The sequence below is a fragment of the Agarivorans sp. B2Z047 genome (assembly GCF_023373605.1).
Lineage (GTDB): Bacteria > Pseudomonadota > Gammaproteobacteria > Enterobacterales > Celerinatantimonadaceae > Agarivorans > Agarivorans albus.
Genome location: NZ_CP088080.1, coordinates 3,160,426 through 3,183,403, shown reverse-complemented (window position 1 = coordinate 3,183,403; position 22,978 = coordinate 3,160,426). Strand labels below are relative to the sequence as shown.

Sequence of the window (22,978 nt, the reverse complement as noted above, 5' to 3'; positions counted from 1 at the left end):
GTCTGTTGATTTATCGCTGCAATAATCAGCTCGGAAGATCAACAAACCCTAATGAAAGCGGCTTAGGCCGCTTTTTTTTGTGCCATTTTTTTGTTTAACAGGTAATCGGCAGAAAATGGACCCGCTCCCCAAATAACATTAATTAATATCATTAAGCCCCATAGCTGGTGGTCGTAAAAACCACCGGGCCAAAGTACTGGGTAAGACACTACAGCGATGATATTAAACAAGAACAACTTCAAAGCAAAAATACGGGTAAACAAGCCTAGTACCAGAAATACCGGCAAAATTAGCTCGGCTGCAGTTCCTAGATAGGCTGCTAGCTCCCAAGGTAAAATTGGCACTTGGTACTCAAGTTCAAATAGATAAAGCGTTGAATCCCAGCTGGTAAGTTTTAAATAACCTGAGCGGAAAAATACAATGGCTACCCATATTCGAGTAAACGTGAGTAATAGAGGGATAAGCAGAAACTGCATCATCTCTACGGCTTTTAGGTAGATATTATAAAGTGGCATCATTTGACTCTCCTATCTCTGATGCAAAACTAAAATGGGATAAACGTTGTAATTGAATAGATTCGCCAAGGAGGGTTTCTAATTCTGCCAAACAGTGTTGAGGCAGCTCACCTAATGGACGTAGTTGCTGGCAATGGCTAAGAAACGCATAACTAAGCGGGGATATTTGCTCTAGTTGAACTTCAAAATTAGCTTGCTTAGTAAACAGTACAAAATCTTGTTCATCTAACTCGATGGCTTCAACTTGGTTTGCTTGAACCATTTGGTAGATAGAAAAAACAGGGTATTGGCTAGCCAGTAAAGACTGATGAGGCGCTAAGTGCAGCACTGCATCACCTAATTGCTCTGCTGGTATCGATTGGAGAACTTCTACAGTGAAAAGCTGGTTTGTTAATGGTTGTCCAGCCGTCTGTTCAATTTGCCAATCTAGCAGCGCGATATCTGCTAAATAGGGTAGTGTAGATAGTGCGTCTTGTTGTTGTAAGAACTGATTAAAACCTAAGCCAAAGAGGTTGAGGTCACCTTGATTATGACCATGCTGCAAAATGAAGTTTTTAGCGACAAACTTAAAGTATTCTTCACCCACTAGCTTTTGCACTGTTGGGTAACTGGCACTCAAAGCTTCGCTAAGGCTTAGCACATAGTTATTTTGGTAGATTTGTATCGAGTCTTCAGCGCTTAATGCGATATTGGCTAAGCGAGATTCAAGGCTGGTATCTGTTTGATTTAGTGAGCCAGAAAACTCTTGTTGTAATTGTTTAAGCACAGTTCACCTCGCTTATAGCAAGATCAATATGTTTAGCTTGTGCCACTTCTTCAATGAGCACCTCTAAGGATGGAAAATCGCTGTCCCATTCAATAAGAGTGGGGATGCTATTGGCATAGTATTGCTGAAATTGGCGATACAGTTGCCATACCGGCTCACTAACTTTTTGATTATGACTATCAATAAGCACTGTTTTGTTGTCGAGTTGTTTTTCGGTATAACCCGCTAAGTGGATCTCTTTAACTGCAGCTAGATTTAGTGTCTCTAAGTATTCTTGGTTATCCCAACCTAGGTTATGTCCACTGACATAAACATTGTTAATGTCTAACAGCAAACCACAGCCAGTGGTCTCAACTAATCGGTTCAAAAACTCTGGCTCATGAATGTGGCTTTCATGATAGGCCAAATACGCCGAAGGATTTTCGATAAGCAGTTGTCGCCCCAAAAAATCTTGTGCTTGGTTAACGTGTTCTATAAATACCTGTAAGCACTCTTCCGTGTAAGGTAGGGGCAGTAGGTCGTTATAAAAACGCCCGTTAATGCTGCTCCAGCTCAAATGCTCAGAGACGATAAAAGGATTAACATCATCAATTAATGCTTTTAGTTTCTCTAAATGTGTTTTGCTTAATGCATCGAAGGACCCTAACGACAAACCAACCCCGTGCACACTAATAGGACTGTGCTCAGCGATTTGCTTAAGTAAATGATAATCGTATGAGTGAGGGTTGAAGTAGTTCTCAGCGTGTATCTCTAGCCAATCCAATTGCTGGTGTTTGTTTAGCAACTGTTCTGCATAAGCTGAGCGCAAACCAAGCCCGTATTGTTTTTTTGTCATAGTGGTGTTCGTTTAAGCGAGGGAGTAGGGAGGCTGCCGAACCAAGTTTAGCTGGTTCGGCAGTTACAAATTAGCTAGATTGTTTGCTACCACCAGCTAGTTTGTCACATAAGCCTTTTGGTAATACAACAAAAGCGTCTGATTGGTTGTCAGCTGTCGCTGTGCCGGCACATGAGCTATTTTTGGTAGCACAGTCATTTTTGCCCGCTTTGGCTACGCCGTAACATTTCTCTTTACCTGCAGCAACAGCTGGAGTGGCGGTAAGAGTACCCAATGCGATTAAACCAGTTACTGCTGTAGCGATTGCAATGTTTGAACCTTTCATAATATTTCCTTTATCAAATTGTGTCGTGTTAAGTACAACTTGTTCACTTAGTTGTAGCTAAGGAAACCGCATTACTAAAGAAAAAATTTCGTGAGTTGTGAAAAAATATCAACAATAGAGCAAAGGTTTTTACAATTTTATATTAAGTGGCTTTTTGTTAGTGCTAGGCATGGCGCGGCTTAGGTCTTGATTTTGTTAGCTTCAAAAAAGTTATTTATTTTTTTGATTTTTTTAGTGAAAGATTAGGTTGCAGCTATGTAAAATTAGCTCGCTAGTCACTAGCGAGAGACTTACCAAAACTAACTAAGATTTGCCTTAAGTTACTGTCGAAAATTAGGCTGCTACGTTTTAAACGAACTCTAGGCTGCATATTGTTATCAGCTTAAGGAAACTTCTTGGTATGTGGCTTGTCTACAACAGCGCTTGTAACAGTTACGTGCTTTTTTCTAGAAATTAGTTAATTATATCAATACATTGTTTTAACAGGTTAAATTTATGAAACAGCTTATCTTGGCTAGCGCCTTGACACTATTGGCTAGCGCCTGCACAACGGTAGTTGAAGAAGAGCAAACTCAGCGCAAAGAACAACAATATCGCGATACCATTATTGTTAGTGCAGAGCCCGGTTTTACTGTGTTTAAACAACAAACAGTATGTGGTCATCCATTGCTAGAAGAAGCCTTGCGAAACCCCCAACGCTCTGATGTGCATGCTTATGATGCGTTTCATGAAGCCTTTGCTCAAAAATTTGAAGACTTAGGTATTCACTATTTATCTCAAGCTGATGATAGCTGCGATTACTGGATGGCTTTTGCATTGCCTACCAGTCAAAAATTAAGTGATGAACAATTGATGACTTTGTTTGGGGTATCGCCAGGATTGGCGGATGACGGCAACCAAGACTTTCAACGTGCTACCTTAATGATGAGTTTGTATACCGCCCAGTCTAATTACAAAATGTGGCAAGTAAGTCTGCAAGCCTTCGCTCAAGTCGAGACCGACGATATGGGACGCCGCCAAATAGCCATTAAACCAGAAGGTGTGAATTACGCAGTAAATCGTGTATTTGCTTATTTAAGTGTTAAAGACGCGTTGTAAATAGCAGGCAAAAAAAAGCCCAGCTACAGGGGGCGCTGGGCGTTCAATTTAAGTATTTAATTGCAGTGGCATAGATTAAGACCCAGCGTTTTCGATAAAGTTTCAAAAATCTTCATTTTTTTCTTAAAAAAATCCGAGCTCAGTTCTCGTTTTTAGTTTCACCCGCAAATTATGCCTAGCGAATGATTGACATCTGAAGGCCTTAAACGTAGATTTTAAACAGGTGTTTTATTTTTAAGGTGTCATAGTGAGACAAGGAACTAAAAGTAAGATCCTCGATGCAGCTGAACGTTTATTCGCTGAACGAGGATTTGCCGATACCTCGTTGAGGTTAATTACTTCTCATGCTGAGGTTAATCTTGCCTCGGTAAATTACCATTTTGGTTCTAAAAAAGAACTTATCCAAGCCGTTCTTATGCGCTACCTAGAGCAATTTATGCCCTTGGTAGACAAAGCCATGTTAGAACATATAGAAGGTGATACACCGCCTAATCTTGACCAAGTGTTCTCTTCGTTTATTGACCCCTTGCTTGAAATGAACCAAGTGAAGAAACACGGTACCGCAATGTTCCTACTATTATTAGGACGAGGGTATACCGACAGCCAAGGGCACCTACGTAAATTTATTACTCATCACTTTGGAGAAGTACTCAGCCGTTTTCAAGAGGCGGTGAGGTTAGCTTATCCAGAGTTATCTGACAGCGATATATTTTGGCGTTTGCATTTTACCTTAGGAACAGTGGTGTTCACCATGGCATCGAGCACAGCCCTAAAAGATATTGCCAGCGCCGACTTTAATGAAGATTTAAATACCGAAGGATTAATCAGAAAAGTAATCCCCTATTTGGCAGCCGGTGTGGGTGCGCCAACCTAAACAATAAAAACTATAAAGTACGTGAAATAAGGATTTGACCATGACTATTTTGTTAATGTTAATAACCGCCGCGGTGGTGCTGTTGTGCATACCCGATACGCGTAAAAAGCTGGTAACTCGACCTGCTTTTAAAGTGTTTAAGAAAATTCTTCCTCCCTTATCTCAAACCGAGAAAGAGGCGATGGAAGCCGGTTCTGTATGGTGGGATGGCGAATTGTTTGGCGGCAAGCCAGATTGGAACAAACTGCACAATTATCCAAAAGCTACTTTAAGTGAAGACGAACAAGCCTTTATGGATGTTCAAGTGGCCACGCTTTTAGACATGCTGGATGACTTTGATATTGTGCAAAATCAACGTGATCTACCACAGCAAGTATGGGACTACTTAAAAGCCGAAGGTTTCTTCGCACTTATTATTCCTAAATCTTACGGTGGCAGAGAGTTCTCGGCCATTGCCAACTCAACCATCGTAAGCACCATCGCTACTCGCAGTTTGTCTGCGGCTGTAACTGTAATGGTTCCTAACTCCTTAGGCCCTGGTGAGTTGTTGCTTCACTATGGTACTCAAGAGCAAAAAGATCATTGGTTGCCAGGATTAGCTGACGGTACTCATGTTCCTTGTTTCGCTTTAACCGGTCCAGAAGCTGGCTCTGATGCAGGTGCTATTCCCGATAAAGGCATAATTTGTAAAGGTGAGTTTAACGGCGAAGAAGTGGTTGGTATTCGTTTAAACTGGAACAAGCGTTACATTACCTTAGCTCCGGTAGCTACCGTAGTGGGTTTGGCGTTTAAACTTTATGACCCAGAAGGCCTGTTAGGTGATCAAGAAGAGTTAGGTATTACTTGTGCGCTTATTCCTGCCGACCACCCTGGTGTTCGCACTGGTGATCGTCACTTCCCACTAGGTTTGGCATTTATGAATGGCCCTACTTTTGGTGAAGATGTATTTATCCCGCTAGATTGGATTATCGGCGGCGCTGATTACGTGGGTAAAGGCTGGCGTATGTTGGTTGAATGTTTATCTGCTGGTCGCGGTATTTCTTTGCCAGCCCTTGGCACCGCTGTGGGCCATATGAGCTCGCGTACAACCAGTGCATACGCTTACGTTCGTAAGCAATTTGGCTTATCAATTGGTCGTTTTGAAGGGGTAGAAGAAGCGCTTGCTCGAATAGGTGGCATGACTTACCAGTTAGAAGCGGCTCGTCGTTTAACTGCAGGCGCTTTAGATTTAGATCAAAGCCCAGCCATTGTTACTGCTATTGCTAAATATCACATGACCGAAATGGCGCGTACAGTATTAGACGACGCCATGGATATTCACTCTGGGCGTGCAATTCAGTTAGGTGCCATGAATTATCTTGGCCACGCCTATAACGGTGTACCAGTGGCAATTACCGTTGAAGGCGCAAATATTCTAACCCGTAACTTGATGATCTTTGGTCAAGGAGCAACTCGTTGTCATCCATATGTACTTAAAGAGCTACAGGCTGCGGCAAATCCTGATGAAGAAGCAGGTTTGGCAGAATTTGATAGTTTGCTTCTAAAACACATTGGTTTTGGTGTTGGCAACTTTGCGGGTAGTTTATTCCAAGGCTTAACTGGTGCTGCGTTTAACTCAAGCCCAGTATCAGGCGACACTGCGGTTTATTATCGCCAGTTAACAAGAATGAGCCGAGGTTTAGCGCTATGTGCCGATATGTCTATGCTAATTCTAGGTGGCGATCTTAAACGTAAAGAGCGTATCTCTGCCCGTTTAGGTGATGTGTTAAGTAATCTTTATCTAGCTTCTGCCACCTTAAAGCATTATGAAGATCAAGGCCGTCCAGCAGAAGATCTACCTTTTGTTAAGTGGGCAGTTGAGCGTAACTTGCATGAGGTTGGCGTTGCTTTTGAAGGCTTCTTCCAAAATTTCTCAAACCGAGTTGTCGCTCGTGTGCTTAAAACTGTTGTCTTCCCTTATGGCAATCGCTTTAAGTTGGCCGATGATCAAATAAGTCACCAAATTTGTGAAACCATGATGACGCCAGGAGCTGCACGCGAACGCTTAAGTCACTTGTGTGTAACCACTGGCGGCGAAGGTGACGCAGTAGCGATTATTGAGCAAGCATTCTTAGCTATGTATAAGGTTCGTCCTTTAGAGCGCAAAATTGCTAAGGCGCAAAAAGCTGGCCAGTTACCGCGTAAAGTTGCCCTAGCTGAGATTGTTGAAAAAGCTCTAGCACAAGACATTCTTTCTAAAGAAGAAGCAAGTAACTTGCTAGAAGCAGATAAGTTGCGTTACCAAGCTATTCAAGTTGATCACTTTGAACCTGGTGTATTAGAAGCGAAAAATGCACCTATAGAGTCAGAAGTTAACGTAGCTTAGCGTTTCAGCAGATTGCAGAAAAAGGATGCTTTAAGCATCCTTTTTTATTGCCTGATATCTAACAGTTAATCTTAAAAGAAGTCTAATAGCGTAGATGTAAGACTTAGGTGGTTATCAGAGTTATCTTGTGTATTTTACGCGCTAGGTTTAGTGGTTTGAACACAACTAATAAGGGATGCTGTAGTTAACGTATCGAGCGGGTAATAGAATACTTAGTGCGGAACTGTTTAACGCTAATGGTGCTGGAGAGCGTTAAACGAAAATGCCCATAAACAGGCACAAGAAAGCCAGCTTTCGCTGGCTCCTAGTAGACATTCTACAATGATTTATCAGTGCGCGAGTCTTTAAGGCTTTGCTTAACTTTACGTAGATTCTCTCGGAATTTTTCGCCTCGGCGTAGGGTAAAGCCGGTAGCCAATACGTCAATCAGTGCCATTTGCGCAATGCGTGATGCCATAGGCATGTAAACGTCTGTGTCTTCTGGTACATCCATAGACAATACAAGGTTACATTCTTTGGCCAGCGGAGAGTCTTTACTGGTAATGCCAATAACCGTTGAGTCATTCTGTTGAGCAAGTACCGCGATATCAATCATCGCTTTAGTGCGGCCAGTATGCGAAATCAAAATAATCACATCTTCTTCGGTAGCCACAATGCAGCTCATGCGCATCATCACTACATCGTCAAAGTAACTAACTGGCACATTAAAACGGAAGAACTTGTTTAATGCGTCTTGAGCAACCGATGCAGAAGCGCCTAGACCAAAGAACGAAATTTTCTTGGCTTGGGTCAATAAATCTACTGCGCGATTTACTGCATTAGGGTCTAAACTGTTTTTTGCTGCTTCGAGGCTCGCCATAGACGATTCGAAAATCTTAGATGTATACGCTTCCGGGCCATCTTCCTCGTCAACATGACGGTTAACGTAAGGCGTGCCGTTAGCTAAGCTTTGAGCCAAGTGCAATTTAAAATCTGGAAAACCTTTAGTGTCTAAGCGCCGACAAAAGCGGTTTACTGTCGGTTCACTTACGTCAGCGAGTTTTGCTAATGCAGCAATACTTGAATGAATCGCCGTTTGAGGGGAGGCGATAATTACCTCAGCAACCTTACGTTCTGATTTGCTGAAGTTTTCTAAATTTTTAGTAATTTTTTCAAGCGTATTCATAATATCCGTTATTTTTAGCGCATTTGTTATGTCGACGTTGTCAAATGTAATAATTTTTCAACAAAATTATATATCATACAATTACACAGACAATTTAGTAAAACAAGCTGAATTATGAGCAATCATAGACCAGAGAGGGATTTTATAGTTTGAGCTAGGTCTAATATCTTTGAAAATGAGTATGCAATTAGTAATTTACTAACGAAATTTCAGAACAAAAGCGGTAAAATTCGACAACATAAATATAGTACAGCCATCTTAATCTGAGTTTGTTAGGATGCGTAATAATATTTTTCTATTTTTTGAACTTGGTATGAAGGAAAACAAAATGGCCGGTTTTGGTTTAATTGCCGACGTAGGTGGTACAAATATTCGTTTAGCACTTGTTGAACTTAAAACAGGTGAAATAGGGCGTTTAAAAAAGTATTTATGTGCTGACTACCCAAGCATCGCTGATGTGATTTCCCTGTACCTTAAAGAGCAGCAAGAGACTGTAACTCAAGCTTGTGTTGCCATTGCTTGTCCTACCGACAAAGATTGGATCGCGATGACCAATCACAGCTGGGCCTTCTCTAAGAAAGAAGTACAAGAACAATTAGGCTTTGAAGGTTTCCACGTAATTAATGATTACACTGGCATCGCTATGTCGATCCCAACACTGACTGATGAGCAAAAAATCCAAGTGGGCGGTGGCGAAGCTAAAACAGGCGCACCAATCGCAGTATACGGTCCAGGTACTGGTCTAGGTGTGGCCCACTTAATTCACCACGACAGCGAATATGTATGTATTCCGGGTGAGGGCGGCCATGTAGAGTTTGCCGCAAATGATGAAAAAGAAGCACATGTTTTAGCCTTTTTGCAAAAACGTCTGGGCCATGTTTCGGCAGAGCGCCTACTTTCCGGTCCCGGCCTAGTAAACATTTACCAAGGCTTAATGGATATGCATGGTAAAACAGCAGAAAACTTTGAGCCTTCAGATGTAACTTCTCGCGGTTTAGACGGCAGCTGTCCAGTGTGTGTAGAAGCAATGGAAGTGTTCTGTCGTGCTTTAGGCTCGTTTGGCGGTAACTTGGCGCTTAACATGTCCACTTTTGGCGGCGTATACATCGCTGGCGGCATCATTACACGCTTTATGGATTTCTTTAATAACAGTGAGTTCCGCAAGCGTTTTGAAGATAAAGGGCGTTTTGTAGAATTTGTGGCTAAAGTGCCTGTTTACATCATTACTGAAGAACAACCAGGCTTGCAGGGTGCAGCTGCTTACTTACGTCAAAGTAACGGCTACCGTATCTAGGCCTAACAGTTGTTTAATGAAAAAGAAGCTTCGGCTTCTTTTTTTGTTTGAGTCAGCAAAAATTGTTTAAGAACTCGGCAGTTGCCAGTATTTGGCCAAAAAGTTATTGACCCAAACATAAGTGATCCGTAATCTAGCGCCTCATTATTGCTAAGCGCAATAAATCAATTAAGGTGACGTGTCCGAGTGGCTGAAGGAGCACGCCTGGAAAGTGTGTAAGGGGCAACCCTTCGAGAGTTCGAATCTCTCCGTCACCGCCATCTTCAAGTTTAAAGACGTCCTAGGGCGTCTTTTTTCTTTTCTTATGCATAATTAATTCAATGTTTTAGCATCCATTGTTATCCAGTGACGTCCACTTAAATCCACTACTTTAAGTAATACCAGTAGTAATACTTGTCTACATTAATTGATGCTAGTATTACTTTTGTACGTGAAAAACTTATTACTTTGATGTGTTATTTGGCGCTATCTCAATGAGATTAAGTTGCTGAATTAATGTGATTTTAAGGTGAAAAGTAATACTTGTTATTTTTGCAAAATGTAGTGAACTGAAAGTATTACTTTTGGGGGCGAATATGGCTAAAAAGCTAACGGTAAAAGAAGTTCAAACAGCCAAAGGAAAAGCAGGTGTATACCGATTATCTGATGGAGGTAATTTGTATCTCTGTGTCCGGCCAGGTGGCACTAAGTCTTGGCAGTTTCGATACAAAAGGCCGGCTCAAGAAAAGGTCACCTATCTCTCATTTGGCACTTACCCTGATGTATCTTTAGCTGAAGCAAGAGATAAAGCGTTGCAAGCTAGAAAACTTGTGTCAGAGGGCATTGATCCCCAATTAGTTAAAGCAGAAAGAAAAGCGCAGGTAATAGCTGAACAATGTGCTAGCTTTTCACGTGTGGCCGTTTTGTGGAAAGACTCTAAAGTAGGAAGTCTAAAAGAAAAAACACTCCATGATAATTGGCGCAAGTTAGAATTATACGCATTTCCTAAACTCGGCAGCATTCCTGTGTCTAAATTAACCGCGCCCATGGCAATAGCTGCACCAAAACCTACTGAACAAAAAGGTTTATATGAAACGGTAAAGCGAACTGCTCAGTTGATGAATGAAATTATGAACTTCGCAGTTAATAGTGGTTTAATTCACTCGAATCCTTTAGTTGGAATTAGAGAGGTTTTTAGAAGGCACAAAGTCATCCACATGAAGGCTCTAAAACCTGAAGAACTGCATGAACTTATTAAAACTGTAGCCACAGCCAATATGCATCGGGTAACGCGTTTTTTGATTGAGTGGCAACTTCACACTATGACTAGGCCAAGCGAGGCTTCTGGTGCCCGTTGGGCTGAAATAGATGTAGAACGTGGTATTTGGGTTATCCCTGCAGAACGAATGAAAATGAAACGCGAGCATATTATTCCCCTAACACAACAAACCTTATCTATTCTTGAAGCTTTACGACCTTTTAGTGGACATAGGGAGTACGTATTTCCATCTCCCCGGAATCCCAGAAAGCCAGTAGATTCAGAAACCGCAAACAAAGCTTTAGGGCGTATGGGCTTTAAAGATAGAACTACAGCACACGGTTTAAGGGCTTTAGCAAGCACAACTCTCAATGAGCAGCGCTTTGATGCAGATGTTATAGAGGCAGCCTTAGCTCATGCTGACAAAGATAAGATACGTAGTGCCTACAATCGAACAGATTATCTAGAAAGTCGCAAGAAAATGATGGACTGGTGGAGTCGGCATATTGAGAAATCAAGTTTTGGTAGCTATAGCGTAAGCAATTCTGGTAATGATTTAAAGTTGGTGTCGAACTAAATTTTTTGTGACTAGTGGTATAGTTAATTAATTGCAAGTTTAAGTGGCTGCTATTCTGCAAATTATTTGTCGTGGGTAGCAGGCATACGTGTGGTCAATGCACTAAAGCTTGCCACCAGTGTTCCTATTTTCACTTTGGTACTTTAGCAATGCTACTTCAGGGGTAATACACCTTGATAGGATAAACCTTAGTCACTTTGCGTGTTGCTAGAGCTGGTATTGAAAAATTGAATTAGCTTATTTTTATAATTGTTAAAACGTTTATGCCCCGAAACGGCTTAGAGCCGCTTGCGGCTATGTAGTGCTGAGTCGAATTTAGCCATACTATAAGCTTATGTGTACCTGCGTTGTTTATTCTAACCGCAGGTTTTACCATTCAGGCCTACCAAATATTTGACAGCTCAATTCATCCCTCATACGACTGAAATCAATCTCTAATTTATGCTCCTTATGGTACACAACTGATGATTTTGACAGTTGATGTGAGTTGTGTATTGATTGCTAAGTAATAGAGGTTATTCACAAAAATGCTAAAAGTTATAATGCACAAAGTTTAGAATGGAGACTGTATCTCTATCGAAAGCCAATCCGGATTTGTCTTGATTGACGGCGGCACAGCGCCGTCTTTTTCTAACTGGGAATCTAATATTGTTGGCAAAGACAAGATCGACTCTGTAATTGTCACTCATATTGACAATGACCACATCAATGGAACTATTAAGCTACTACAGAGCCAAAGCTGTCCTGAAATTGATCATTTAGTTGAGAGTGCTTTTGCTAAAATTAAACATTATAGGGAAGTATCAACCAGATTCGAAAAATTAGAAAAGAAATATGCCAGCATGGCATCGCTGGCATTTATGTTAACGTGGCTGACTATTATGCACGTAAATTATCGGTGGAAAAGGTTGATTTGAGAAAAGCCCACATCAAAACGCTGCCCTGAAAACGCTGTATCTGGTCTAATTTGTGGATAAATTCCAGCCTTAAAGTAGAAGGCTACATCGTCATCGGTCCAATCGGTAACCAGTGTGACTCGATTGCCGTCCTTATCTAGAAACTCTTCTCCCCACTTCATATCATACTCAACCTTTTGCTGACCATTTGAGTCTTGAGTCATTAAGTAGATGCCATCTGAGTCAATCGTGATGTCATATCTCCATTCCTCTCCCTTTTCGTAAGTGCCCAACTCAACACTAAACGGCCATTTATCACAGCCCGTTTTTTCTGCTAAGTCATCAGTACACTCAATGTTATCTTTAAAGAAGTTTTGGTTGAGGATCGCTCTGACTGGACGCTCCGAGCCTTCCCATTGCATTTTTACTAAAGCTTGCTTTATTTCCCAACCATGAACTTGGCCTACGATCACTTTGGGTAAATCGTCAATGACATTACTCTCAGGATGCTCTGCCACCGTTAAAATGCTTGATAGCGTGTGTGTGTGAGTTTGCGTCGCAGCATCGACAATTTGCCACGATGTCTCTGCCGTTGATGTTGAGCAAGGGTTACTCGTGTCATAATCAACGTTAAACAACTCTCTCAGTTCAGCTCTTATATAGCTTGTATTTGGTGTCGTCACGCCGCCACCCAAATCGGCACGGAAATGCGCTTGATCATTTTGCATATCAAAAAAGACTACACCTGTACTTCCGATGATAGGGGTACTGGCATCAAAGGGAAGAGGGGTCGAATCACATCGCTCAGGCGCAAGCTCAGCTGCTTTTGTCTTACTACCTGAGCCGTAAAAATCATATTCACTGTCAGGAATAGTGATCTTCCATTTTTTTAAATCCCCGGAGAAAGCTTGTACATTCATACTACTAATTGCGCAGCATGCTATTAAAACAGGTGCAACATTTTTACGTAATCTAATCATAACATTCCCTTAACAATTTGATTTAAAAGCAGTTATTCATAATCTGACAAAGGTCATCTCTAAAAATGACTTTTGACTGTTTTGTGAGCTTCGTATTAAATATTACAAATAAGCCCAACCAAAGGGCCTGTTGACCTATTCTTAGAAGTTATTCGTTTAGAGTGTAGGATTGTGAGTGAAAGCTTTCTAAGGGACATAAACGAGTCGGAATGCTTGCAATATGGAGTGCCCCACTAAACCGACCAATCGGACCGCACTTTATCCTCCCCCGTCGTGTAACGCATCAGCTTGATTGCCTGGTTACCATTGTATTGCAAGTAAAGAAAGCTATACGAAAGTGCCCAGGTGTCCCGCAGGAATAAACTGATCTAAAGTCATCCGGTCCGGTAAGTTGACAGAGTGGCAACAAATACCACCACCGCACCCTGGCAGAAAAGCCATGAAGTAAGCTGACTACACGAGGCATGCCTTCCCGTAAAGTACTCACCGATACATTACAGTTACATATTGACGCTATTAGATTTTAAGGCATGAGGCTACTATTTTGTCGTCATTGTGACAACACTGGCTCAACGGAGTAACCAATATGCTGGTGCATGAGAAAAAGATTTCAAAGTTGTTGGAGGAATTGATTCCGAGTATATAAGTTTGCTGCAATTGACCTTGGGCGCGAACTCCAAATATCAGCTTTGCGAATATGGTCTCATTCAATGTTTCAGCCACTTTAACAACATACATAAAGAATACAAACATGAAAAAAGTATTGTTCGCTTCTGTTCTATTGTTAAATTCAAACACAGTATTCGCCGCATTTAACGGCCCACAAGCACAAGGCATCAACACGGTTTCAGCCGCACTTGAGGCAAGAGATGACAGCTACGTTGAGCTTACAGGTAACATTGTAAAATCGCTAGGCAATGACATGTACCTGTTCAAAGATCAAACTGGCGAAATACAGATTGAAATCGACAGCGATGTCTGGATGGGCCAAGATATCACACCAGAAGATAAAGTTATTATTCGTGGCGAAGTCGATTTAGATTGGACAACTCGCGAAATCGACGTTGACGCCATCAGAAAGCTGTAAGCGCAACTTAGCAAAGGTAAAAGTTATAATATGAATATTTTGTTGCCTAGTTAAGTTGTACTAGCTAAGACCTGATCTGACAGTTACCCAATTTGGAATTGGTGCCTGTCAGTTTCAATCAATTAGCTTGTATTTTAGAGGGGCGATTTAGGGACATACTTTCTAAAAGAGGCTCAACATCAACACCTTTCACCATGCTACACGACAATTCGAGATATTTAGCATCAACACCAATTGTCAATTTCACTTGAAATAAAATTAGGTCGCTTGGATAGAAAAGTTGAATAAGCTTGCTGTAAATAGGCTGGAACTGTAAAAGCTATAGAATTAAGCGATTGAATATAAAATAAACTCTACCGTAAAAGAATGTCTGTCTGACAAGGCGTTAAGCAATGAAATATTACTAACGACATTTAGTCGCTTTGTAATCAGAAACGCCGCTACTTAAAATTGTGATATCTAAATATAAAATAAACTTGAGATAAGTCCTGAAATAAGCTTCCAGAATTAATTGAGCATTGCAGGCACGCTGCTCGATACATTCGAGACACGCGGTGCAACGGGTGTTTGGCTAACCTACTTAATATTCTAGGTTAAGAGCATCATCAATGAATCAAACAGAACAACCGTATTTGAAAGAGCTTGAAGGTAAGCTTTGGAATGCAGCAGACAAGCTGCGCTCAACGCTAGATGCAGCGCAATACAAGCACGCAGTGTTAGGATTAATCTTTGTTAAATACGTCTCTGATGCGTTTAAACTGCGTCAGGATGAAATTAAAGCTGACCTTGATAATCCAGAGCACGAATACTATTTAGATCCTGCTAACTTCTCGGAAGAAGAGCTACGAGATGAGATTGCCATCGAGCTTGAACAACGTGATTTCTACACAGAGAAAAACGTGTTTTGGCTGCCAACAGAATCTCGTTGGCAGTTCCTGCAAGACAATGGCCCATTGGTTATTGGTGGTGCAGAACTTGAGATTAATGGCTCAAATAACAAGACAGTGACTAAGAAAATCACTTCTGTTGGTCATTTAATTGATAATGCACTTGAAGGTATCGAGCGCGATAACCCCAAATTGAAAGGTGTACTTAACAAGTCATACTCTTCATTAAAAATTGACCAAGCCAAGCTGAATGAGCTTATCAACTTAATCGCCACCATTCCGTTTGTTCATGCCGATCTAAACAGTAAAGACATCCTTGGTCACGTATACGAATACATGCTGGGTCAGTTTGCGCTTGCTGAAGGTAAAAAAGGCGGTCAATTCTACACGCCAGCATCCATCGTAACGCTTATTGTTGAAATGATAGAACCTTTTGAAGGTCGTGTGTACGACCCTGCAATGGGTTCTGGCGGTTTCTTTGTACAATCAGAGAAGTTCATTGAGCGCCATGCGAATGAAAAGAAGGTTGATGCTCTAACCCAGAAGCAGAAGATCTCTATTTACGGTCAAGAGTACAATCACATAACTTGGCAACTAGCGGCGATGAACATGGCAATTCGTGGTCTTGATTACGACTTCGGTAAAGAGCCTGCGAGTACCTACACCAACGTACAGCATCCAGACCTTCGTGCTGATTTCATCATGGCTAACCCTCCATTCAACATGAAAGAGTGGAATACGGGAGTTGATGATAACGATCCTCGCTTCAAATACGGCCAACCGCCATCAGGTAACGCTAACTTCGCGTGGATGCAGCACATGCTTCATCACCTTGCTCCTGAAGGCTCTCAGGCGCTTCTGTTAGCAAATGGATCGATGAGTTCAACGACCAACAACGAGGGCACTATTCGTCAGGCGTTAATCGAGAATGACTTGATTGAAAGTATGGTAGCACTTCCCGGTCAACTGTTTACCAACACCCAGATCCCTGCTTGTATCTGGTTCTTAACTAAGAATAAGAACCCTCGCGTTGATAAGGCAGGTCGTAAGCTACGTGGACGTAAGGGTGAAGTGCTGTTTATCGATGCGCGTAACCTTGGTTTCATGAAAGAGCGTGTATTACGTGATTTCAGCTTTGATGATATCAAGAAAGTAGCCGATTTATTTCATGCTTGGAAAACAGGTGAAGAAGTTCATGGCTTAGCTTATGAAGATCAGGCAGGTTTCTGTAAATCAGCAACCCTTGAAGAAATCACTAAGCATGATTTTGTACTAACTCCGGGTCGTTATGTTGGCGTTACTGAGGAAGAGGATGATGGTGTTCCTTTTGCTGAAAAGATGGCAACGCTGACTTCAAAGCTAAGTGAACAGTTTACTGAGTCCACAACCTTAGAAGCCGAGATCAAGAAGAACCTAGCGGGGTTGGGTTATGAGCTTTAGTTTGGAAAGAACGACGATTGGAAACGTAGCAAAAGTTGTCGGTGGTGGTACTCCATCTTCTAAAGTAGAGGAATATTATGGAGGGGATGTTTCTTGGATCACCCCAAAAGATCTATCAGGTTATAAATCCAAAAGAATATCCTCTGGAGAAAGAAACATCACAGACCTTGGTCTGAATAAGTCTAGTGCCAAGTTGTTACCAAAAGGAACGGTTTTATTAACGAGTCGAGCCCCAATAGGGTATGTAGCAATTGCAGATCAAGAGTTGTCGACCAATCAAGGTTTTAAAAGCTTAATCTTGAAAGATGGATATGATCCAGTTTTTTTTTACTACTTACTGAAAACTCTAGTACCAGAATTACAGGCTAGAGCGACGGGTTCTACCTTTAAAGAAATAAGTGGTAGTAGTTTAAAAGAAGTAGAATTATCAGTTCCATCAGAAACTACTCAAAAGAGAATTGCGTCGATACTTAGCGCTTTTGACTCAAAAATAGAGAACAACAATCAAACTAACCAAACCCTTGAATAAATGGCACAAGCCATCTTTAAGTCATGGTTTGTTGACTTCGATCCAGTAAAAACCAAGATGAATGGTGAGCTACCAGAGGGTATGGATTCGGCTACTGCTTCGCTATTCCCAGAAAAGCTAGTTGAGTCTGAGCTAGGTTTAATTCCTGAAAGCTGGGATGTCGGCACACTGAGTGACGTCGCAAAATACTGTTCAGCAAGAGCTAACAACGACTCAATTACACTAGAGAGTTACATCTCTACAGAGAATATGCTCGCTGAAAAGAAAGGTGTAAGCGCTGCATCTAAGCTTCCAACAGCTAAAACTGTCGCAGCATATAAGTCGGGAGACATCTTAGTTTCAAACATCCGTCCTTACTTTAAGAAGATCTGGTTGGCTGAGGGAAGTGGTGGTCGTTCCAATGATGTTCTTGGTTTTGAATCAGTTAGTGAAAATACAGACTCATACCTGATGAACTTGCTCTATCAAGATACATTCTTTGATTACATGACTAGAACCTCGAAAGGCGCAAAAATGCCGCGAGGTGATAAGACAGCAATTATGAACTGGGAAATGGCTGTACCACCAGTTGAGCTGCGTGAAGCTTTTTCCTCTATCGTAGATAAGTTTTACCAGTTGATCCCTCAAAATAGAGCACAGAATGAAACTTTGGAATCATTACGCAACACGCTACTTCCTAAATTGGTTTCCGGCGAAATTGACTTAGCACTTACTCAACAATGGGCTGAGGCTAGTTAATGGCAACCCGCGTAGAAATGCTTATCGAGACGCTTAAAGCGCATCCTGAGAAAAAGTTTACTGCCCGGGATTTAGCCAAAGAGTTCCTATTTCGATACCCACAAGAAATTGCAGAAAAGCAAACCAATCCCCGCTATAACACTGAAGAAAAGTTGATTGCGCAATTAGCAACTGAAATTGGTGGCGACACAACACAAAGAGCGAAGAGTATTTGCTATAACGTGGTCACAAGGGATAAACCTAGACCGCGCATATATTACTGGGAAGAGCACCCTCTGCTAGAAGAACAGCCACAGGTAATAGCACCGAGTAAAGGTGAGGGGGATGAGGTAGGCCTTGATTCGCCTTTAGCATCAGGTAGTTACAGTGAGCACGATCTCTACCCAATGCTTGTAAAATACTTGAGTAAAGATCTTGGCTTGTACTGCCAACGCATTGACGAGCGAAAGTCGAAAAACGCACACGGTAACGGCGGTAACCATTGGCTTCACCCTGATATTGTAGCTTTAGAGCCTCTCGATCAAGGTTGGGATGACATTGTCCGAAGCTGTGTTAGAAGTGGTAATCACAGCTCGGTGAGGCTTTGGTCTTTTGAAGTGAAGAAACATCTAACAAAAGGGAACGTTAGGAAGTATTTCTTTCAAGCTGTCTCGAATTCTAGCTGGGCCAATCTGGGTTACTTAGTTGCGACGGGCTTGAACAGTGACGTTGAAGGCGAGTTGCAAATGTTATCCAGTTTGCATGGTATAGGGGTCGTCATTCTAAATACTGAATCATTATTTGATAGCTAGATCCTGATCCCAGCTCAGGAAAAAAGTAACGTTGACTGGCAGTCTGCAAATCGGATTGTGACTGAGAATAGTGACTTTCATCATTATATCGAGCAAGTCGGAATTTATAACCAAACTGGGCGATTGATTCAGAGCGCATGGAATAAATAAAAATAACAAGGGCAAGGCTTAATGATCACTGAAGACCAGTTAGAGCAACAATGCCTTAGGTGGTTTACTGACCAAGGTTACCTTTATAGAAATGGCTATGACATTGCCCCTGATGGCGATTCTCCAGAGCGTGACGATTACCATCAAGTTGTTTTAAAGCAGAGGCTATTAAACCAATTAGCAATCATCAATCCAGAGCTTCCGATAGAGGCACTGAATGATGTGGTTAACACGGTATCTTTGCCCGAGACGCTAATTCTGATTAAAAACAACCGCGCCTTCCACAAGTTTGTGATTGAAGGAGTGCCTGTCGAATACACTGCTGTTGAAGATGGCGAATCCAAAACGAAGCATACACATGCTCAGTTAATGGATTTCATTAATCCCGATAATAATGAATTTCTTATCGTGAATCAGTTCACGATTACAGGTACAAAAGGAAACCGTCGCCCTGATGTCGTTGTGTTCATTAACGGACTACCCATCTCTGTCATTGAATTGAAAAATCCAGCAGATGAGCATGCCGATATTTGGAATGCCTTTAATCAACTTCAAACCTACAAAGATGAGATTTCAGATCTGTTTGTTTTCAATGAGGCATTAGTGATCAGCGACGGGGTGACTGCAAAGGTTGGCTCATTAACTGCGAATAAAGAAAGATATCTACCGTGGAAAGCAATTGAAAATGAATTGGATAGGCGGCTCTTTGATTGGGAGCTAGAAACAATGGTTAAGGGATTTTTCAAACAAGAACTATTGCTTGATTACATCCGCTACTTTGCGTTGTTTGAAACTGACAACGACAAGATCATTAAGAAGATTGCAGGCTATCACCAGTTCCACGCTGTAAGAGCAGCTGTTGAGGCGACGGTTCGTGCCGCCAATACCTCAGGTAACTTCCTTAAAAGTACGATCCCTGCATTAGAAAAGATTAAACAAGGCAGTGGTAAGGCAGGGGTTGTTTGGCATACACAAGGTAGTGGAAAAAGCATCTCTATGGTTTGCTATGCTAGTAAGTTATTACAGCAAGCCTCAATGAATAACCCAACAATCGTGGTTGTCACTGACCGAAATGACTTAGACGGCCAGCTATACAATACCTTTGGAATGGCACAAGAAACCTTAAAACAGATACCCCGACAAGCAGATGATCGAGATACATTGCGCGAGCTGCTACTTAATCGCCAGTCTGGCGGCATCATCTTTACCACTATCCAAAAGTTTGCCTTATTAGACGAAGAAACAGAGCACCCTAGATTGTCTGAACGTAGCAATATTGTAGTGGTGTCTGACGAAGCGCACCGAAGCCAATATGGCAATAAATCAAAAATGGTTGAGGTGAGGGACAAGAGCGGTACGGTCACGGGGTACAAATTCGTTTATGGCTATGCCAAATATCTGCGTGATGCTTTACCTAACGCTTCGTTTATTGGCTTTACCGGCACACCTATCTCGATGGATGATAAAGACACGCGAGGAGTGTTCGGTGAGTATGTCTCTATCTACGATATTCAAGATGCCGTTGATGATGGTGCAACGGTTCCAATTTACTATGAATCTCGTCTAGCTAAACTTGATATCAACCAAGATGACATCGAGCAACTTAACGACAAAGTTGAAGAGGAAATTGGTGAAGATGAAGAAACCGCGGACCGCGAGAAAGCAAAGTCACAATGGGCCGCACTGGAAAAGTTAGTCGGCGCGGAACCGCGAATTGAGCAAGTGGCTAAAGACCTAGTGCAACATATTACCACTCGCACCTCAACCTTCCCCGGTAAAGCGATAATTGTGGCCATGAGCCGCGAAATCTGTGTTGATTTATATAATGCTATTGTCGCGATAAAGCCTGAATGGCATCACCCAGATACAGATAAAGGAACAATTAAGATTGTGATGACAGGTAGCGCATCAGATAAAGAGAAGATGCAGCCTCATATTCATGACAAGAAAACGAAGAAACTCTTCGAGAAGCGTTATAAAGATACTGATGATGAGCTGCAATTAGTGATTGTGCGTGATATGTGGTTAACGGGCTTTGATGCGCCTAGTTGTCACACCATGTACATCGACAAACCAATGAAGGGGCATAACCTTATGCAGGCTATTGCTCGCGTTAACCGAGTATTTAAAGATAAGCCTGGCGGTTTGGTGGTCGACTACATTGGTATTGCGAATGAGCTTAAAAATGCATTGAAAACCTACACCAACAGCCAAGGTAAGGGGCAGCCCACCATTGATACGGCAGAAGCGTTTGCAGTGTTGATGGAGAAGGTTGATATCATCAGAGGGATGTTTGCAACACCTGTTGATAAAAAGGTATTCAACAACTACCGCGCAGACTTTGAAACGGATGCTTTGCGCTTGTTACCGGGAGCAGTAAACCATTTGTCAGGCTTGTCTCATACTGACGCCAACGGACAACAAGTCAGAGACGGAAAGAGGCGATTTCTCGATGTGATGGCAGCTTTGGCTAAAGCATTTTCACTGTGTAGCACCATGGATGAAACTCACGGTTATAAGAACGAAATTGCCTTTTACTCTGCGATCAAGGCGGCTTTTATCAAGCATTCTACGGTAGACAAAAAGCGCACGGATGAAGAACGAAATACAGCACTAAAGCAAATCCTAAACAATGCAGTAGTCGCTGATGGTGTCGATGATATCTTCTCTATGGTTGGCCTTGACAAGCCGAATATTGGGCTTCTTTCTGAAGAGTTTTTAGAAGACGTTAAGAACTTGAAAGAGAAGAACCTTGCGGTAGAGCTGCTTGAAAAGCTGCTACGTGATGAAGTGAAAGCTCGCATGAAGAATGATGTCGTACAAGAGAAAAAGTACTCTGAACGTATTATGGCAACACTGCAAAAGTACCATAACCGTAGCATTGAAACGGCACAAGTTATTGAAGAGCTAATTCAGTGGGCAAAAGAGATGCAAGGGGATGCAGAGCTGCTCGATAAGCTTAACTTGTCAGTCGATGAAATTGCCTTCTACCGAGCACTGGTAGAGAACGAAGCCTCAGTACGCGAATTGGGTGATGACAATTTGCGCAAACTAGCCATTGAGTTAACGCGGCAATTGCGAAGCTCTGCCACAGTCGATTGGCAAAAGCGCGACAGTGTACGCGCGCGTATGCGTAACCTCGTTCGTCGGTTGCTACGCCGCTGGAAGTACCCTCCAGATGCAGCTGAAGAAGCGATTAAGCTTGTACTAGAGCAGGCAGAAGTATTGGCTGATGGCTGGTATGCGGCTTAATAAATTATTTGAGAAGACAGGGTGAGCAAACCTTACCCTTTGTGTATTTGTTATTTGTTTTCAAATTTAGTGTCGTTTTAGTTGGGTCAAGATACATAAAGTTATTAATCGAGGAGATTTTGACAATTGATTCAAACTGATTTCTGTCCACTTTTGAGTTGCGAATGTAAACTTTTCTAGGTATGGCACATTAAAGTATTGTCAATAGAGGTTCTTTAGAAGACTTGGAACAAGCAACTAACTAAATGGAGCTGCTTAGCAACGTAGCTATTGCTTCACATCTAATCAACTGACTTGTCATGGTGTTCTTACTAAACGCTAATTTAGAGACCAAAAATCTCATCAACGCGATAAACGTCACTTGTTTAGCTTTGGTCTAAGCCCATTTTTATTAGCATTTCCTTGCGGGTGTTAATCTGGTTTTCGACTAGGCGCTGAATGTCGTCACTTGATCGCCCGTTGGCTAATATAGCAATCACTTCATCAATCTCGTGTTCTAGCCAGGCAACTCTTCTGGCACCGAGTTTTATGGGTTGCGGCATTTGTTTAGTTTGGATTTTTAGATACAAAGCGGAACGGCTGATACTTAATTTTTTCAGTACTTCTTTTAGAGTGATGAAACGCATAACAGAGCTCTCAATGAACGGACCTCTACTGGTAGGGTAAATCTGAAATTCAAATCGCTTACTTTTAAAGATATTCTTAAAGAATATTTTCTGTTTCCCCTTCCTGCTGTTTGAAGCGTCGTGTGGTGCTTCCATGGCGAAACATTCTAAGGCAACAAATTTCAATTATTCGCGAGTTCTTTTAGGAATTTACACTTTATAACTATTTGGAACTGTATTAACCGGTTCATTGTGCCTCATTTGTCAGAAATTCCGCGTCTGTTGTAATCCTCTTGCATTGACAACTAGAGGAGAAACCAATGTTTAATAACTTAGAAGTGGCGTTAATATGCGCTTGGTTAGATGGAGATGAAGAAGCAGCTATTGCAATTGCAACGATGTTGCAACCGTTGGTCATCTATAGACTACCCGCGAGATACATCCTTTCTCTGGATAGTTCAACTGATGAGGAGATATTAAAAGAGTTAGCCATTGTTTTGTCTGTTAAGAGTAAGGCTGAACTAAATAGACACCCGCAAGTGAGGTAAATGGCGTTTCAGCTACTAGCTGAA

General features: G+C 41.8%; 20 protein-coding genes and 1 tRNA gene. 14 read left to right on the top strand and 7 right to left on the bottom strand.

The features are described 5' to 3' along the window. Window positions 1–62 precede the first annotated feature (62 nt). The 4 genes from LQZ07_RS14570 to LQZ07_RS14555 form a co-directional block, all read right to left on the bottom strand. Entirely contained in the window at window positions 63–518 is a 456-nt protein-coding gene (locus tag LQZ07_RS14570; protein WP_152780827.1) for a DoxX family protein, read from the bottom strand. Then, window positions 502–1,281 carry a DNA-binding domain-containing protein gene (locus LQZ07_RS14565; RefSeq protein ID WP_152780825.1) on the bottom strand — a complete coding sequence of 260 codons (780 nt, stop codon included), beginning with the start codon at window positions 1,279–1,281 and terminating at the stop codon, window positions 502–504. The genes LQZ07_RS14570 and LQZ07_RS14565 overlap by 17 nt, the downstream gene beginning before the upstream one ends. Further along, the gene (locus LQZ07_RS14560) at window positions 1,274–2,116 is read right to left on the bottom strand and encodes a DUF692 family multinuclear iron-containing protein (protein WP_152780823.1); all 843 of its coding nucleotides are present in this window, start codon (window positions 2,114–2,116) and stop codon (window positions 1,274–1,276) included. Before LQZ07_RS14560 ends, LQZ07_RS14565 begins: the two co-directional genes overlap by 8 nt. A 70-nt stretch (window positions 2,117–2,186) precedes the next feature. Then, window positions 2,187–2,441, bottom strand: coding sequence for a DUF2282 domain-containing protein (locus LQZ07_RS14555; RefSeq protein WP_016401848.1), 255 nt, complete (start codon window positions 2,439–2,441; stop codon window positions 2,187–2,189). A gap of 495 nt (window positions 2,442–2,936) precedes the next feature. Here LQZ07_RS14555 and LQZ07_RS14550 point away from each other — a divergent pair, with 495 nt between their 5' ends. The 3 genes from LQZ07_RS14550 (at window position 2,937) to LQZ07_RS14540 (ending at window position 6,778) form a co-directional block, all read left to right on the top strand. Beyond that, window positions 2,937–3,539: a hypothetical protein gene (locus tag LQZ07_RS14550; protein ID WP_152780821.1), complete on the top strand. Its 603-nt coding sequence runs from the start codon at window positions 2,937–2,939 to the stop codon at window positions 3,537–3,539. A gap of 247 nt (window positions 3,540–3,786) precedes the next feature. Further along, complete coding sequence (locus LQZ07_RS14545; protein ID WP_220721244.1) at window positions 3,787–4,413, top strand: TetR/AcrR family transcriptional regulator; 627 nt, start codon at window positions 3,787–3,789, stop codon at window positions 4,411–4,413. 40 nt (window positions 4,414–4,453) lie between these two features. Beyond that, window positions 4,454–6,778 carry an acyl-CoA dehydrogenase gene (locus tag LQZ07_RS14540; protein WP_152780819.1) on the top strand — a complete coding sequence of 775 codons (2,325 nt, stop codon included), beginning with the start codon at window positions 4,454–4,456 and terminating at the stop codon, window positions 6,776–6,778. Between the two features lie 316 nt (window positions 6,779–7,094). On the opposite strand, the gene LQZ07_RS14535 is transcribed toward LQZ07_RS14540, so the two are convergent. Continuing rightward, the gene (locus tag LQZ07_RS14535; RefSeq protein ID WP_016401844.1) at window positions 7,095–7,943 is read right to left on the bottom strand and encodes a MurR/RpiR family transcriptional regulator; all 849 of its coding nucleotides are present in this window, start codon (window positions 7,941–7,943) and stop codon (window positions 7,095–7,097) included. Window positions 7,944–8,271: 328 nt separating this feature from the next. Between LQZ07_RS14535 and LQZ07_RS14530 the strand changes: the two genes are divergently transcribed. The 4 genes from LQZ07_RS14530 to LQZ07_RS24700 all read left to right on the top strand — a co-directional run bounded on the left by LQZ07_RS14530 (window position 8,272) and on the right by LQZ07_RS24700 (window position 11,968). After that, window positions 8,272–9,237, top strand: a complete 966-nt coding sequence (locus tag LQZ07_RS14530) for a glucokinase (protein WP_152780817.1) — start codon at window positions 8,272–8,274, stop codon at window positions 9,235–9,237. A 172-nt stretch (window positions 9,238–9,409) separates the two neighbouring features. Next, window positions 9,410–9,497: transfer RNA gene (locus LQZ07_RS14525), tRNA-Ser, on the top strand. A 315-nt stretch (window positions 9,498–9,812) separates the two neighbouring features. Then, window positions 9,813–11,051 carry a tyrosine-type recombinase/integrase gene (locus LQZ07_RS14520; RefSeq protein ID WP_152780815.1) on the top strand — a complete coding sequence of 413 codons (1,239 nt, stop codon included), beginning with the start codon at window positions 9,813–9,815 and terminating at the stop codon, window positions 11,049–11,051. Window positions 11,052–11,620: 569 nt separating this feature from the next. Further along, window positions 11,621–11,968 (top strand): MBL fold metallo-hydrolase, encoded by a 348-nt coding sequence (locus LQZ07_RS24700; protein ID WP_368666389.1) that lies wholly within the window; start codon window positions 11,621–11,623, stop codon window positions 11,966–11,968. Here LQZ07_RS24700 and LQZ07_RS14510 read toward each other — a convergent pair. Beyond that, entirely contained in the window at window positions 11,944–12,927 is a 984-nt protein-coding gene (locus LQZ07_RS14510) for a polysaccharide lyase family 7 protein (protein ID WP_249483164.1), read from the bottom strand. The two genes, LQZ07_RS24700 and LQZ07_RS14510, sit on opposite strands and share 25 nt — an antisense overlap. A 751-nt stretch (window positions 12,928–13,678) precedes the next feature. Between LQZ07_RS14510 and LQZ07_RS14505 the strand changes: the two genes are divergently transcribed. The 6 genes from LQZ07_RS14505 to LQZ07_RS14480 all read left to right on the top strand — a co-directional run bounded on the left by LQZ07_RS14505 (window position 13,679) and on the right by LQZ07_RS14480 (window position 21,801). After that, window positions 13,679–14,014: a YgiW/YdeI family stress tolerance OB fold protein gene (locus LQZ07_RS14505; protein WP_152786325.1), complete on the top strand. Its 336-nt coding sequence runs from the start codon at window positions 13,679–13,681 to the stop codon at window positions 14,012–14,014. A 608-nt stretch (window positions 14,015–14,622) separates the two neighbouring features. After that, window positions 14,623–16,341: a class I SAM-dependent DNA methyltransferase gene (locus tag LQZ07_RS14500; RefSeq protein WP_152786323.1), complete on the top strand. Its 1,719-nt coding sequence runs from the start codon at window positions 14,623–14,625 to the stop codon at window positions 16,339–16,341. Continuing rightward, window positions 16,331–16,870, top strand: a complete 540-nt coding sequence (locus LQZ07_RS14495; protein WP_152786321.1) for a restriction endonuclease subunit S — start codon at window positions 16,331–16,333, stop codon at window positions 16,868–16,870. The genes LQZ07_RS14500 and LQZ07_RS14495 overlap by 11 nt, the downstream gene beginning before the upstream one ends. Beyond that, entirely contained in the window at window positions 16,871–17,608 is a 738-nt protein-coding gene (locus LQZ07_RS14490; protein WP_152786319.1) for a restriction endonuclease subunit S, read from the top strand. Beyond that, window positions 17,608–18,399, top strand: coding sequence for an HrgA protein (locus tag LQZ07_RS14485; RefSeq protein WP_227981723.1), 792 nt, complete (start codon window positions 17,608–17,610; stop codon window positions 18,397–18,399). Before LQZ07_RS14490 ends, LQZ07_RS14485 begins: the two co-directional genes overlap by 1 nt. A 171-nt stretch (window positions 18,400–18,570) precedes the next feature. Next, complete coding sequence (locus LQZ07_RS14480) at window positions 18,571–21,801, top strand: type I restriction endonuclease subunit R (RefSeq protein WP_152786317.1); 3,231 nt, start codon at window positions 18,571–18,573, stop codon at window positions 21,799–21,801. Between the two features lie 365 nt (window positions 21,802–22,166). Here LQZ07_RS14480 and LQZ07_RS14475 read toward each other — a convergent pair whose 3' ends face one another. Further along, on the bottom strand, window positions 22,167–22,592 hold the full coding sequence (locus tag LQZ07_RS14475; RefSeq protein WP_227981717.1) for an AlpA family transcriptional regulator: 426 nt from the start codon (window positions 22,590–22,592) through the stop codon (window positions 22,167–22,169). A 134-nt stretch (window positions 22,593–22,726) separates the two neighbouring features. On the opposite strand from LQZ07_RS14475, the gene LQZ07_RS14470 reads away from it, so the two are divergent. Then, window positions 22,727–22,954 (top strand): hypothetical protein, encoded by a 228-nt coding sequence (locus LQZ07_RS14470; RefSeq protein ID WP_152786315.1) that lies wholly within the window; start codon window positions 22,727–22,729, stop codon window positions 22,952–22,954. Window positions 22,955–22,978: the final 24 nt, after the last annotated feature.

Coding starts and splice junctions, on each gene's coding strand:
- LQZ07_RS14555 (WP_016401848.1), bottom strand. CDS start 2,441: ATGAAAGGTTCAAACATTGCAATCGCTACAGCAGTAACTGGTTTAATC.
- LQZ07_RS14530 (WP_152780817.1), top strand. CDS start 8,272: ATGGCCGGTTTTGGTTTAATTGCCGACGTAGGTGGTACAAATATTCGT.
- LQZ07_RS14540 (WP_152780819.1), top strand. CDS start 4,454: ATGACTATTTTGTTAATGTTAATAACCGCCGCGGTGGTGCTGTTGTGC.
- LQZ07_RS14495 (WP_152786321.1), top strand. CDS start 16,331: ATGAGCTTTAGTTTGGAAAGAACGACGATTGGAAACGTAGCAAAAGTT.
- LQZ07_RS14510 (WP_249483164.1), bottom strand. CDS start 12,927: ATGATTAGATTACGTAAAAATGTTGCACCTGTTTTAATAGCATGCTGC.
- LQZ07_RS14505 (WP_152786325.1), top strand. CDS start 13,679: ATGAAAAAAGTATTGTTCGCTTCTGTTCTATTGTTAAATTCAAACACA.
- LQZ07_RS14550 (WP_152780821.1), top strand. CDS start 2,937: ATGAAACAGCTTATCTTGGCTAGCGCCTTGACACTATTGGCTAGCGCC.
- LQZ07_RS14490 (WP_152786319.1), top strand. CDS start 16,871: ATGGCACAAGCCATCTTTAAGTCATGGTTTGTTGACTTCGATCCAGTA.
- LQZ07_RS14535 (WP_016401844.1), bottom strand. CDS start 7,943: ATGAATACGCTTGAAAAAATTACTAAAAATTTAGAAAACTTCAGCAAA.
- LQZ07_RS14570 (WP_152780827.1), bottom strand. CDS start 518: ATGATGCCACTTTATAATATCTACCTAAAAGCCGTAGAGATGATGCAG.
- LQZ07_RS14520 (WP_152780815.1), top strand. CDS start 9,813: ATGGCTAAAAAGCTAACGGTAAAAGAAGTTCAAACAGCCAAAGGAAAA.
- LQZ07_RS14485 (WP_227981723.1), top strand. CDS start 17,608: ATGGCAACCCGCGTAGAAATGCTTATCGAGACGCTTAAAGCGCATCCT.
- LQZ07_RS14480 (WP_152786317.1), top strand. CDS start 18,571: ATGATCACTGAAGACCAGTTAGAGCAACAATGCCTTAGGTGGTTTACT.
- LQZ07_RS14470 (WP_152786315.1), top strand. CDS start 22,727: ATGTTTAATAACTTAGAAGTGGCGTTAATATGCGCTTGGTTAGATGGA.
- LQZ07_RS14560 (WP_152780823.1), bottom strand. CDS start 2,116: ATGACAAAAAAACAATACGGGCTTGGTTTGCGCTCAGCTTATGCAGAA.
- LQZ07_RS14500 (WP_152786323.1), top strand. CDS start 14,623: ATGAATCAAACAGAACAACCGTATTTGAAAGAGCTTGAAGGTAAGCTT.